8 protein-coding genes are annotated in these 13,909 nt (G+C 38.9%); 7 read left to right on the forward strand and 1 reads right to left on the reverse strand.

Features of this window, described 5'->3' with window-relative positions:
* Positions 1–39 precede the first annotated feature (39 nt).
* The 5 genes from ACY650_RS17250 (at position 40) to rplT (ending at position 4,344) form a co-directional block, all read left to right on the forward strand.
* Positions 40–1,107 (forward strand): tetratricopeptide repeat protein, encoded by a 1,068-nt coding sequence (locus ACY650_RS17250; protein WP_462249361.1) that lies wholly within the window; start codon positions 40–42, stop codon positions 1,105–1,107.
* Positions 1,107–3,050, forward strand: coding sequence for a threonine--tRNA ligase (thrS, locus tag ACY650_RS17255; protein ID WP_462249363.1), 1,944 nt, complete (start codon positions 1,107–1,109; stop codon positions 3,048–3,050). Before ACY650_RS17250 ends, thrS begins: the two co-directional genes overlap by 1 nt.
* A gap of 72 nt (positions 3,051–3,122) precedes the next feature.
* Positions 3,123–3,677, forward strand: a complete 555-nt coding sequence (gene infC, locus ACY650_RS17260; protein ID WP_462254425.1) for a translation initiation factor IF-3 — start codon at positions 3,123–3,125, stop codon at positions 3,675–3,677.
* A 22-nt stretch (positions 3,678–3,699) separates the two neighbouring features.
* Positions 3,700–3,894 carry a 50S ribosomal protein L35 gene (gene rpmI, locus ACY650_RS17265; protein WP_462249365.1) on the forward strand — a complete coding sequence of 65 codons (195 nt, stop codon included), beginning with the start codon at positions 3,700–3,702 and terminating at the stop codon, positions 3,892–3,894.
* Positions 3,895–4,002: 108 nt separating this feature from the next.
* A complete protein-coding gene (gene rplT, locus ACY650_RS17270; RefSeq protein ID WP_370086676.1) occupies positions 4,003–4,344 on the forward strand; it encodes a 50S ribosomal protein L20 in 342 nt (113 codons plus the stop codon).
* A 135-nt stretch (positions 4,345–4,479) separates the two neighbouring features.
* Here rplT and ACY650_RS17275 read toward each other — a convergent pair whose 3' ends face one another.
* Entirely contained in the window at positions 4,480–10,860 is a 6,381-nt protein-coding gene (locus tag ACY650_RS17275; RefSeq protein WP_462249367.1) for a T9SS type A sorting domain-containing protein, read from the reverse strand.
* Between the two features lie 347 nt (positions 10,861–11,207).
* Here ACY650_RS17275 and ACY650_RS17280 point away from each other — a divergent pair, with 347 nt between their 5' ends.
* Positions 11,208–13,121: a tetratricopeptide repeat-containing sensor histidine kinase gene (locus ACY650_RS17280; protein WP_462249369.1), complete on the forward strand. Its 1,914-nt coding sequence runs from the start codon at positions 11,208–11,210 to the stop codon at positions 13,119–13,121.
* A complete protein-coding gene (locus ACY650_RS17285) occupies positions 13,118–13,861 on the forward strand; it encodes a LytR/AlgR family response regulator transcription factor (RefSeq protein WP_462249371.1) in 744 nt (247 codons plus the stop codon). Before ACY650_RS17280 ends, ACY650_RS17285 begins: the two co-directional genes overlap by 4 nt.
* The last annotated feature ends 48 nt before the right edge of the window (positions 13,862–13,909 follow it).

Consider the following 13,909-nt stretch of genomic DNA (forward strand, 5'->3'; position numbering starts at 1 on the left):
CACCATTTCAGCTTCTTTAGACCTAACTTTGTTCTGCAAATGCGCAGACTAAGTTTTATATCCATTTTATTTATTGTTGGCTGTTCGCAACCCTCTGATAATAAGATAGTTGTCCCAGAGCTGCATGCTGGGTTTTATTCAGATGCGCTAGATAGGATCAATGACGAACTTAAGTCAGCACCCGATGATGAACGCCTAATTGATCAAAAGATCTTCTACTGCAATCAATTGGATTGGCCTACCACGTGTATTTCTGCACTAGATGCCTCCAAAGAAATCAACGGAATGACTAATCAACTTGTAGAGCAATACATTCGCTATTACAAGAAGCATGAGCGTTACGAATTACTACTGGAGGTAATTGATAAATGGGCCAGCGAATACGACCTGGAGGATCAATACAAAGAAACCTATATTGATTGCTTAACAAGGCTAGGTAAGACTACAAACGCAACCATTGAATTAAAAGAGTATTTAAAATCACATCAAAACCTTCAAGCCTACGCATTTGCTTCTGAGCAATACCTAAGGTTAAACGATACAACATTAGCTGCGCTTAATTTGAGTAAACTCTCCAAGTTGGATCCTTCAAATGATTTGATGTGGGATTATGGGAAGATCCTATTCGCTTTGGGGTACCAGCCTGAAGGTTTCGAGATAATGAAATCATTTGTTTCAAAACATACAGATGATTTAGAAATTCAATTTGCTTATGCCAGGCTATTGGACCAAGCCAATCAAACGAGTGATGCCATAAAAGTTATGAAGCCATTCATGCCTAGAGATACGGTAGCATACGCATTAGTCACTTGGTATAGAAAAGAGTCATTGTGGGATTCTGCTGGTTATGTTTTGCAAACTCTTGTTACTCTTGATTCTACAAATCGAGAGCCTATTTGGAGACTAGGAAGACACTACGAGGATAGAGGATGGTACCTTGCTTCAATACCATACTTTGAGTATTTACTTGAATTAGATGCTGAGGATACATTAGCAAGTCAAAGAATCGGTCTTATACAGCGAAAAATTGCATATTTGCAGCGCAAAAAATATGAGGAGAGTAAAATCTCGACAATAGAATTACAACCTAAAAAAATTGAGAATTAATGAGTGATCAAATCACCATTACGTTGCCTGATGGCTCGAAACGGACTTATGATAAAGGAGTAACTGCATTGGATGTTGCTATGAGCATAAGTGAGGGACTGGCAAGAAATGTATTAGCAGCTAAAGTAAATGGCGAAGTAAGGGATTTATTTCGACCAATAGATGAAGATTCAGATCTTCAACTTCTAACCTGGAACGATGAAGAAGGGAAGTCTACAATGTGGCACTCTTCGGCTCACTTGATGGCAGAGGCATTAGAAGCTTTATATCCTGGTATTAAGTTAGGAATAGGACCGCCGATTGAAAATGGTTTCTATTATGATATTGATTTTGATGGTGTTGATTTTGATGCCGATAATCTTGAAGCCATAGAGAATAAAATGCTCGAATTGGCTCGTGAGAAAAACGAGTATACACGAAAAGAGGTAGCTAAAGCTGATGCCATCGCATACTTTACAGAAAAAGGTGATGAGTATAAGTTAGAGCTGATTGATGGATTGGAAGATGGAGATATTACTTTCTACACGCAAGGAAATTTTACGGACCTTTGTCGCGGCCCACATATCCCTCACACAGGTTACATAAAAGCTGTAAAAATTCTTAATGTAGCTGGTGCATACTGGCGTGGGGACGAGAATAGGAAACAGCTTACGAGACTTTATGCGATCTCATTCCCTAAACAAAAAGAACTCAAGGAGCATCTTGAATTACTTGAGCAAGCTAAGCAGAGAGATCATCGTAAAATTGGTAAAGAACTTGAATTATTCACTTTTTCCGAGAAGGTGGGTAAAGGACTACCATTATGGTTGCCAAAAGGTGCGGTATTGAGAGAGAGACTTGAGACTTTTCTAAAGAAAGCTCAACTAAGAGCAGGATATGATCAGGTTGTAACACCACATATTGGTGCTAAGGATCTATATGTTACATCTGGTCATTATGCTAAATACGGTGAGGATTCATTTCAACCAATAAATACCCCTGCTGAGGACGAGGAATTTTTGTTGAAGCCAATGAATTGTCCTCACCATTGTGAAATTTATAAATCCAAGCCACGGTCTTACAAAGATCTTCCAGTTAGATACGCTGAATTTGGAACAGTTTATAGGTACGAGCAGAGTGGTGAATTGCATGGTCTTACTCGCGTTAGAGGGTTTACACAGGATGATGCACACATTTTCTGTAGTCAGGATCAGGTAAAAGATGAATTTACTAAGGTTGTTGACTTAGTGTTGTACATTTTTTCTTCACTGGGTTTCAAGGATTTCACGGCTCAGGTATCGCTTCGTGATCCCGAGAATCCGGATAAGTATATTGGTAAGGACGAAGATTGGGAGAAAGCTGAAAACGCCATTAAGGAAGTAGCTGAAGAACAAGAATTAAACTATGTTGTAGAGTATGGAGAGGCTGCTTTTTATGGACCGAAGCTTGATTTTATGGTTCGTGACGCCATAGGCAGAAAATGGCAGCTTGGTACTATACAGGTAGACTATAGCCTTCCTGAAAGGTTTGAATTAGAATACATAGGTAGTGATAATCAAAAACATCGTCCTGTGATGATTCATAGAGCACCATTCGGATCGATGGAACGATTTATCGCAATACTTATAGAAAATTGTGCTGGAGACTTTCCACTTTGGCTAGCTCCAGATCAAATAGCTATCCTACCGATCTCTGAAAAGTATCATGATTACGCTAAGGAGTTATTCTTGGAATTGCAAGAAGAAGATATCCGAGGTATAATTGACCAACGCGACGAAAAAATAGGAAAGAAAATCAGGGATGCAGAAGTAAAGAAGACACCATACATGCTAATTGTGGGTGAAAAAGAGTCCGAAGAAGGGACTGTTTCCGTTAGGCAACACGGACATGGTGACCTTGGATCGATGAAAAAAGGTGAATTCGTAGAATTTTTCCGCAATAAAGTGGCTGAACTTATCAATTGATTTGTTGTTAAGAATAAAATATCACGATATTTGCGTTTTGTTTTTGATGTTCAACTAAAATAAAGGAGTACAATCGCTAAACTAAGAAGAAGAGGCCCTTCAAGAATCAGAAAAGAAGAGCCTTACAAAGTAAACGAAAAGATCACTGCACGTAGAGTAAGAGTGGTTGGAGACAATGTGAAGGTTGATGTTTACCCATTAGAGCAGGCCATTAAAATTGCTCAAGACCAAAATCTTGATTTGGTGGAAATTTCGCCAAATGCTGATCCGCCTGTTTGCAAAGTGATTGACTACTCAAAGTTCAAGTACGAACAGAAGAAAAAGCAGAAGGAAATAAAGGCTAAAGCTCAGAAGACCGTAATCAAGGAAATCCGCTTTGGTCCAAATACTGATGATCATGACTTCAACTTCAAATTGAATCATGCCATCAAGTTTTTGAAAGATGGAGCTAAGGTGAAAGCATATGTTCATTTTTATGGAAGGACAATTGTTTTCAAGGACAGGGGAGAGATCTTACTTCTAAAGTTTGCGCAAGCACTTGAGGAGTTTGGTAAAGTGGAGCAGCTTCCTAAGATGGAGGGTAAACGAATGATTTTATTCGTGGCACCTAAAGTGATAAAGAAATAATTAAACGTAGAATAAAGTAGAAATGCCGAAACTTAAAACAAACTCTAGTGCCAAGAAGCGATTTAAGCTAACAGGTTCTGGAAAGATTAAAAGAAAGCATGCCTTCAAAAACCACATTCTGACAAAAAAGGAGACTAAGCAAAAGCGTAATCTTCGATACATGTCTGTTGTGGACAAGGCGGATGAGCCAAACATCAAACGTCTTTTGAATCTGTAATTTTTTAATGAATTTGGGTCCAAGGGGACTCGGTTAAATGTAAAACCCGGTTATTGGTTGAAAGACGTTGACAAAAGTTGATGCACCAATCGCCAAAACAAAAACAAAATGAGATCAGTAAATCATGTAGCTTCAAGAGCTCGTCGTAAAAAGATGATGAAGCACGCCAAAGGTTACTTTGGTAGAAGAAAAAATGTTTGGACAGTGTCCAAAAATGCCATTGAAAAAGGATGGCAGTATGCTTATCGTGACAGAAAAGCTAAGAAAAGAGAATTTAGAGCATTATGGATCCAGCGTATCAATGCTGGAGCACGTGAGCACGGAATGTCATATTCTGTATTCATGGGTAAGTTGAATGCTAAAGGAATTGAGATCAACAGAAAAGCACTTGCAGACCTTGCGATGAATGAGCCAAAGGCTTTCAAAGCAGTTGTTGACGCAGTGAAATAAGTCTAAGACTTTCAAGAAATAAAAACCCTATCACTACTCAGTGATAGGGTTTTTTTATGGACTCATATAAAATAAAAAAGCCTGGCAAAAAATTCTTAACCAGGCTTACTCTTCATACTTAATTTATTTAAGACTTTACTTCACCACTAGTCGTTCGATTGTATTTACGTCTGGACCAGTAACTCTAATTAGGTATATCCCTGAATCGAGATCGCTGGTATCAAATCTATGGCTTGAAGTTCCTCCTTCATAAGAGACAGTTTGGACAACAATACCATGAAGTGTAATCAATTCTATTTTAGTGGCTACTCCCTGTTGTAGTTGTATCGTAGCTACATCAGAGGTCGGATTAGGGAACACACTAACTGTGATGCCCTCAAAAGCACCTAAGCTGATTCGTTTGATTTCAGAGTATTCAAAATCTCCATTAAAGTCTACTTGTTTCAATCTGTAATAATTGAATCCTGACCTTAGATCATTGTGAACAAATGAATATTCGATTGGAGCATTCGAATTGCCGCTACCAGCTACAACTCCAACCTGATCAAACGTTAGACCATCATTAGAGTACTCAATTTCAAACTTTTCATTGTTTATTTCTTGAGCAGTAATCCATACCAATTCAGCCTTATTATCTACTAATGTTACTTTAAAGCTTAAGAGTTCTACCGGAAGAGGAGAGACGTCATTAAATAGATAGTCTGGAACATTTGCAAACTCATCTGCCTGACCTTCTGTAAAGTCGTTAAAATAGTTACCGTCTCCATCCGCATCTTCAGCAATTGTAAGGATACCATCGTCATCATCGTCATTGTCTCTAAAGTTGGCTAAACCATCTCCATCAGCATTTGGCAATGCAGCACCAATTCCTCCTTGATCTGGATCAAAGGCATCCACTATACCATCTCCATCAAGGTCAATGTTGCCCTCGTCTGTATCAAGAACTAGATCACCATCGTCATCCCACGATGGAGTGCCATCGAAGTTTGAATCATGACCTTCAAATAGATCACCAAGGCCCGGTGTGCCTGCGCTATCATTGTCTGAATCTGTATCTAAGTAATCTGGATCAGCATCGCCATCTGTATTCACAATAGAAAGGGCAGTTCCCCCATTATCGGGATCATAACTATCATGTAGACCATCACCATCTGTATCGACAAAACTATCTATTTGACCATCTCTATTTAAATCTACTCCGTCATTTTCAGCGGCATCGGTAATTCCATCATTATCGGAATCACTGTCTAGAAAATCAGGAAGTCCGTCATCATACCCTGTACCATTATCAGTATCTGGATTTGTAAATGCGGTACCTCCACTATCAGTATCAACATCATCTGCGTGGCCATCTAAATCACCATCGTTTGCACGTACATACGATGACAAGTATGCTCCTTCTGAAGTCATATTAGCTGGTAAGACACCTTCATTAGCTTCTACAGCATCTGGTACTCCATCATTATCAGAATCTAAATCCTGATGATTTGGTACACCATCTAAATCTTTATCGAAGTTGTCATTGATACCGTCAGAATTTAAATCCACATATCCAGCAAAGTCCGGATCTAGATAATTTGCTAGTCCATCTGCATCCGCATCGGCAGTAGGATCGGTTCCATTTCCTTCAGTGAGGTCATCTAAACCATCATTATCACTATCGTTATCAGCATCATCTTGTACTCCGTCATTGTCGCTATCAGCAAAACATCCTGTAAAGGATAATGCGTCTATACCGAAAATATCACCACCAACAGTCACCGTGAATTTCACAAATGAAACATCTTCCGTTGTTACATAGGAGAAGGTAGCTGCACCAGCAGTAGTTACTGTTGATACAAATGTTAAAAGGTTGCCATATGTTACATTATCAGGAGAACTCGAGATATTCAATTGATCTCCAACAGCTATGGCTGTGTAATCAATGGTAATAGTAGAACCTGAAGGAACAAATGCACCTAAATAAATATCTAATTCGCCACCATTTCCTATGGCACCAACTGTATTAAAGTCACCTGAACCAGGAACATAATTTGCGGCTCCTAGAGCTGCTGCTCCACCACCATTTCCAATTCCGTCTTCACTTTCTACACCTATAGCATTTGCGGCTGCTGAAGTAAATCCTACACCACACGTATTTCCATTGGATTCTAAATAATCTGGTGTTCCATTTGCCGGATCAATGTCTACATTCTCATCATTTGTCGGAGTACCATCACCATCGTCATCGTTATCTCTCCAATCTGGTTCTGAATCAGCATCTGTGTTTTGAAGTGACGGTGCCGTACCTCCGTTATCAGTATCAAATGCATTGTCCAGGCCATCTCCATCCGTGTCGGCACTTGCTAAAGCAGTATCTGCTGACCCATCAATATTGTTATCATTACCATCAATTAAATCCACAATGCCATCATTGTCGCTGTCTGAATCTTGGAAGTCAGGAGTTCCATCTCCATCATGGTCATTGCCAACAATAGCTGTTCCACCATTATCAGCATCGAAGCTATCGCTTAACCCATCTCCATCTGTATCTGTACCAGAAGGGGACCCAATGAATGCTGCAGATGTTTGTCCTTCGCGTAAATCTGGTATTCCGTCATTATCTGAATCAGCATCTCTATAATCCAGGTTTCCGTCACTATCTGTATCAGTAAAGGTGTCTGGTATTCCGTTGGCATTCGTGTCTGTTCCAGTAGACTCAATTGAATCGGGGATCCCGTCACCATCGGTATCGACATCTCTAAAATCAGCCAGCCCATCACTATCAAAATCATTTTTCGACAGAGGAGTGCCTCCTGTGAATGCTCCGCCAGTGTCGTCAATGTCATCTACAATTCCGTCACTATCAGAATCATTGGCTAGTGCATATGTGGAACTGTACTGACCATTTTCATCCATGTTTGCAGGAAGCGTACCATCATTAGCTTCATATGCATTTGGTATGCCATCTCCGTCGATGTCCAAATCAAATTGATCACTAATTCCGTCGCCATCGGAATCAGCAAAGCAACTATATGTTGTTGCAGTCTGAGTAGTTGCAGAATTAACTCCGATGTATCCTGGTTCGACAGTACTAGCTGCAGTACCAAAATCGAATTGTGCGATTTCGTTACCATATGTGTCGTTCACCACTATTGTTGTTACAGACATATCTGTGCCAACGATATCAATATCATAAACAGAAGCTGCAATAGGAGTGTGTGTAACTGTTTGGAAGTTCCCGGCAGTCACATTAATATTTTCAGCAACTCCGTCAACTGTTACAGTTCCAGTTCTAGCATTAGATTGATCTCCAATTGTGGTCTGAATCACCACCTGCGTAGAATTATCAAATGTCAATCTAAAGCCATAGTTGTCACCAAACACAAAATCCTTATTTAGATCATCTGGTAAGGTTCTATCTCTGTCACCGTCTATTGTTCCGGTCCATTCGTATGTGATGTTACATGTTGAGGTGACCTCAGAGTCTAAAATACCATCATTGTTATCATCAGGGTCTGAATCATTATCGATGCCGTCACCATCGGTATCGTTGGTAAAGAATAAGTAATCTGGACTAGATCCTCCTTGCGTAAAGTCATCCGTAAAATCTGCATTCGCATTGAAGTCTTCCGAGGAAGTTAGTAAGCCATCGCCATCGTCATCGGTATCTCTATAATCAGGTTGAGCATCAAGGTCAAGATCTTGAGTGGCTGCAGAAGCACCAACTACAGCGCCACATGGAGCACAATCAGTGTCATATGCATCATCTAATCCATCCGAGTCCGTGTCAACATCTACAAATAACTCATCTGCAACACCATCGCTATTAGTGTCTCTGCTTTCTATGCTATCTGATACGCCATCTCCATCAGAATCTGTGTCAAGATAATCAGGAGTAGCATCAGTATCCGTATCTGTTACAGGTGGAGCAGTGCCTCCATTGTCAGAATCATAGCTGTTGTCCCATCCATCACCATCACCATCAGCACCTGCTTCAGCTATAAAACCGGTACTGCTTTGTCCTTCAACATTGTCCAAGATGCCGTCGTTATCAGAATCGATATCTAAGTAGTCTGATAATCCATCTGTATCGGAATCGCGAGCAAATCTTGTGATACTTCCTGATAAGAGAGTAGTTCCAAATACGTCTGGGTCAAAACCATCATGAAATCCATCGTTTGTGTTATCAGAAAAGTTATCAATGACGCCATCGTTATTGCTGTCAGTTCCTCCAGCTTCAACTAAATCAGGAATACCATCTCCGTCCGAATCTAAATCTCTGATATCATTAACTGCATCACCATCTGTATTTGGATTGGTAAGAGGTGTTCCTCCAACGAACCCATCCGTATCATCTATGTCGTCAACTCTACCGTCATTATCCGAGTCATTTGCTAATGCATATGCTGGGGAATATGCTCCATCATCATCCATGTTGGCGGGTAAAATTCCTCCATTTGCTTCAACAGCATCTGGAATGCCATCATTATCAGTGTCTTTGTCTACTTGATCGGGAATTCCATCAAGATCTAAATCGGCATTATCATTAACGCCATCCGCATTGGTATCAGTGAATCCTGGAAAATCTGCATCAAGGTAATCTGGAATTTTGTCGCCATCTGAATCTAGCGAATGGTCAACTCCGCCTCCTTCAATAATATCTGCAATTCCATTGTTGTTGTCATCAGGGTCGTCGAAATCCAAAATCTCATCATAGTCTGAATCAATCCCACACCATGAAAAATCATCTAAACCAATAGCTTGATTTCCAATAGGAATGGCATTGCCATATCTGATTACTAATGAATCAACCGATTGGAGTAGGCAGAGTCTTACGTTTCCAAGGTATTCATCATCATCTGATTCGTCTGTGCCTACAATGAAATTATTAGTATTAAGTCTGTTAAATGCCCCAGTGATAATATTCGTGCCATCTAAAACGATGACGTCTCCATCTCTGAAAATATTTACAGACATTGAATCCAAGTGATTATTTGGCCCTCGATCGATATCTAGCAGATCAAAGCAAAAACCTTCCAAAGGCTTGTCAAAAATCACTCTCAACAGTGTAAAGGCAGATGCAGATGTTGCAGTTTGCAAAACACGAACATAATTATCTGTTTGAATCTGATCATCGATTTCATATTCCTGACTTACATTGGAAGGATCTGTAAAACTGAAGGTAATGTCAACTGCATCAACATTAAATACTGGTCCTGGAGTTGTCCCGTCTGCAAATCCATCAAAATTAAGAACGGATCCATCTTCACAAGCTGAGATATAATCAGGAATTCCATCTCCATTTGCATCAGGAATTTCTGCGCTTGTCAAAATTCCATCTCCATCATCATCGGTATCTCTGTAATCTTCAATGTCGTCATTATCTACGAGGTTTGCTGCAACAGCTGCAGCACTACCGGTACTATTACCGGTACTCTCTAAGTCATTGACTGTATCAATGTTATCATCGATCCCATCACCATCGGCATCAGTGCCAGCTAATGTAACATCAGTTATTCCGTTAAAGTCAATATCATTTCCTTCAATTAAGTCACTAATTCCATCATCATCAGAATCACTATCTAAATAGTCAGGGTCTCCAGTACCGTCAGTATTTGCAGGTAATCCCCCAGAGGTCGGTAAGTTCTCTGTAGCATCAAGAATTCCATCATTATCCGAGTCCAGATCTAATGCATCTGGTGCCCCGTCTAGGTCGCTATCGAAATTATCGTCAGTATTATCTCCATTTGCATCAACTCTTCCAGGAAAATCTGCATCATAAACGTTTGGAATACCATCGCCATCTGCGTCTCCTGGAACATATCCTTCAACTGAATTTAGAATGCCGTCACCGTCAGAGTCAGTCTCTGCATCATCTTTGATGCCGTCATTGTCAAAATCTTGTGAACAATAATTGAAGTCAGTGACACCAAAATCTTGTGCATCTGCTCCATCATTACTGTCAAATACTATTTCAATTCTTTGAATAGGTGAGGGAAAGCAAATTGTCACATTAGATCTTGGAGCACCGCCAAAGAATGTGGGAGAAGTTCCTGTACCTTCAAATTCATTATTGCCATTATATTGAATCCGATCTCCTTGATTGGATAAATCACCTGCAACAAGTGTGATGAGTGTATTTGTGGCATCATATGCATTTACTGTTACAATGTCAGCGCTACCAGCATCATCTACATCCGTAATGGCGAAACAAAAATCATAGAGAAGATCACCATTGAAATCAATGGTAAATGTGTTGATATTATTGTCATTCTGCGTGATTTCCCATGAAGTAGGGAAGAAGAAGAACCCTGTAGGGAAGTTATTTCCAGTATCGTTTCCAGTAATTCCTCCATCTCCCGCGACAGAAAACGTGAAATCAACTGATTCATCTGAATAAGTATTGCCTGTAGGAGTTCCGGTAAATACATCCCAGTCGTAGTCTGCTCTGGCTGAACAATCATCTTGTGCATTACTCACCTGACTCAAAAACATACCTACCAGCAAGGCAGAGTAGAATATTAGGTTTTTCATTGAAGTTATGTTCTGATGGTATTAGAAACAAAGTACCAGCTGGTTGATATATCAATACTTTATCTCAGATTAATCACATTGCGAATATATTTAAATACACATTATCAATTGAGAAATATTCGATGAATGAATTGAATTGTAAGCTTTAAAACCAATGCAAAGGTTTGCTGCTGATTATCATTTAATATCGTTAATTGGGTATAGGTAATCACAGGATATTTAACTACCTTAATATCAGGCTTTTATACTAATATATTAAGTTGCTATTGTTGAATTTATTACACTTTTGACAGGCTGGTACGGAAGAAGGATTTTTCCCAGTCATTCCTAAGATCTATCTTGGTTGGATGAGGAGAAGTTTCTTTTTGGTGTTTTATACTTTGATTGTCTATCAAATTTGGTCTCAGTCGACCCGGGATCAGATCGAGCAAGCAATCGTTAAAAAAGATTATAAAGTTTCTGATCCAATTGCAAAGGACTTAATAAAGAGTGAGTTGTCTTCTGAGCGCGCATTAGGCTATTGGGCTTTGGGTGTGGCAGAGTTATCCAATGATCCTGACAATGCGATTTCTTATTTAGACCAAGCATTAAACGAAAATCCGGATGAAGTCCTTTTGATAAAGGTGCTTAATGCGCAAGCTAACTACTACGATATTACTGGTTCCACTCGTAAAGCTGTAGATATCTTTCTCAAAGTTGTCGATTTAGCTGAAGATTACGATACGCTTTTGTTGTCTGGAGTTTGCAATAACCTTTGTATTGCCTATCGATCTTTAGATATGTTCGATTCAGCTACTTATTATGGATTTATCGGATTAGAATATGCCAATAGCGCAAATCAAGTTTACGAGCAAAAAAGACTCAACAATTCCATTGCAATTGTATTTGCTATTCAAGATGATCTTGATAAAGCAGAATTTTATTTTAATGAATCATTGAAACTCGCGTTGGCAAACAATGATTCTACAGGTATTACTAAGGGATATGTCAACCTTACGCAGGTAAAAATCTATCAAGGGAAGTTAGACAGTGCTAAGCTTTATTTGTCTCAGGCCGAATCTTACAATAGTCGCAACAGAAATGCACTAGATATTATGGATATGTACGCCTTACTTGCTGAGGTGAATAGTTCGGAAGGTTTATTGAATGAAGCCATTCTTCATTTAGAACTAGCAATCGAATCATTAAATGGTTTAGACTACCCAGCTGAAAAGGCTGACTTGTACCTGCAAAAATCAGAATTACTCATTCAGTCTGGGGAATTTGTACTAAGTCAGAAGAGTCTGGATAATGCCAATGCATTTTTGAGTGAAATGGATGGAAGCTCATTGCATTTAAAATCTGTGAAGTTGCAAAAAGAGCTATTTAAGGTGCAAGACAAATTGCGATCAGCACTTGCATTAGATGAAAAGATAGATTCTCTAACCGAACTGAGATTTAATGTTGAAAAATCTCGTGCGATAGAGGATATTCAAGTGAAGTACGAATCTGATAAGAAGCAAAGAAAAATTGAAAGCCTGGAACAACTGGCTGAAATTTCAGAACTAGAAATACAGCGACAATATTTGATGTTATTAGGAGGCGGACTAGTGATTGTCATCATCTTAATTGGGGGTTATTTCTTGTACCGCAATCGCATGCTTCTATTAACCCAACAAAGACTTTTGGTGGAGCAAAAATTACTTCGTTCTCAGATGAGTCCTCACTTTTTATTTAATGCGCTCGCTTCTATTCATTCATTCATTTTAAAAGGGGATAAAAGCGAGGCATCACAGTATATTTCATTATTTAGTGAGCTGACAAGGGATATTCTAGATCATTCTTCAAGAGACTGGATTCTTTTAAATAAAGAATTGGAAACTCTTGAAAAGTACATTCAGGTTCAAAAATTGCGCTTCCCTAGCATAATAACAGAAATCCAAATTGATGATTCGATTGAAAGTTCTAACATTTTATTTCCACCGCTATTATTACAACCATTTGTTGAAAATGCATTTGAGCATGGATTTAAAGGAATGAAAAATGGGGAATTGAATATAAAAATTGGAGAGAAGAGCAATTGTCTTTATATCAGTTTAGAAGATGATGGTAGTGGTTTAGATTCTTCTCAATCTATTCATGAATCCAAGGCTTTGAAAATTGTCAGTGAGCGTCTTTCGCTTCTTTATAGAAATAAAGAAACTAACTTTTCAGTTGCCAATAGAACTGATAAAACTGGTGTTGTTGTTACTATTACAATCCCTAAGGAAGAAGCATTATGATATCTGTCTTTGTAGTTGAGGACGAAGTTAGAGTTATGGAAGCCACCGTAGCTATGCTAGATCAACTTGATGTAGTTGTCGTGGGTACGGCATCAAATGTAGAAGATGCCTATAATGGGATTATCACTAACCGTCCAGATGTAGTGTTAATGGACGTTGAGCTTGGGAAACATAAATCTTTTGAAGTCCTAGAAAGGTATCATTCGATTGACTTCAAAATTATCTTCACTACAGCGCATCAGAAATATGCGCTCGATGCATTTAAGTTTAGTGCCGTTGATTTTTTACTCAAACCACTGAATCTTAATGCACTAGAAGAAGGGATAAGGAAAGCATCAGAATCTCTGATTAAGGATCAGACTCTTAAACTTAAAACACTTCAATACAACTTAAATGCAGGTATTGATGATCAAAAAATTATTCTAAAGACGCAAACTAAAGTTTACGTTATAAAATTGGACGAAATCATTCATTGTGAGTCAGACCAGAGCTACTCAATATTCCACACAATCGATAGTAAAATCATAGTTTCTAAGACTTTGGGCTACTACGATGATCTTCTTTCATCATTTGGATTTTATAGAGTGCATAAGTCACACCTGATTAATTTAAAACATGTTGTTCAAATCCATAGAAGCGATGGTGGCGAAGTAGAGATGTCGAATGGTCAGAGACTTAGCATTTCACAGAGAAAGAAAGAAGACTTCCTTCAAAGAGTAGATACATTAGGTCTACAATAATTACGATAAGAAGAAATCTGTAATCACTTATTAGACGAACACGACCGT

This window comes from Ekhidna sp. (assembly GCF_963691765.1).
In the GTDB taxonomy this organism is placed as follows: domain Bacteria; phylum Bacteroidota; class Bacteroidia; order Cytophagales; family Cyclobacteriaceae; genus Ekhidna.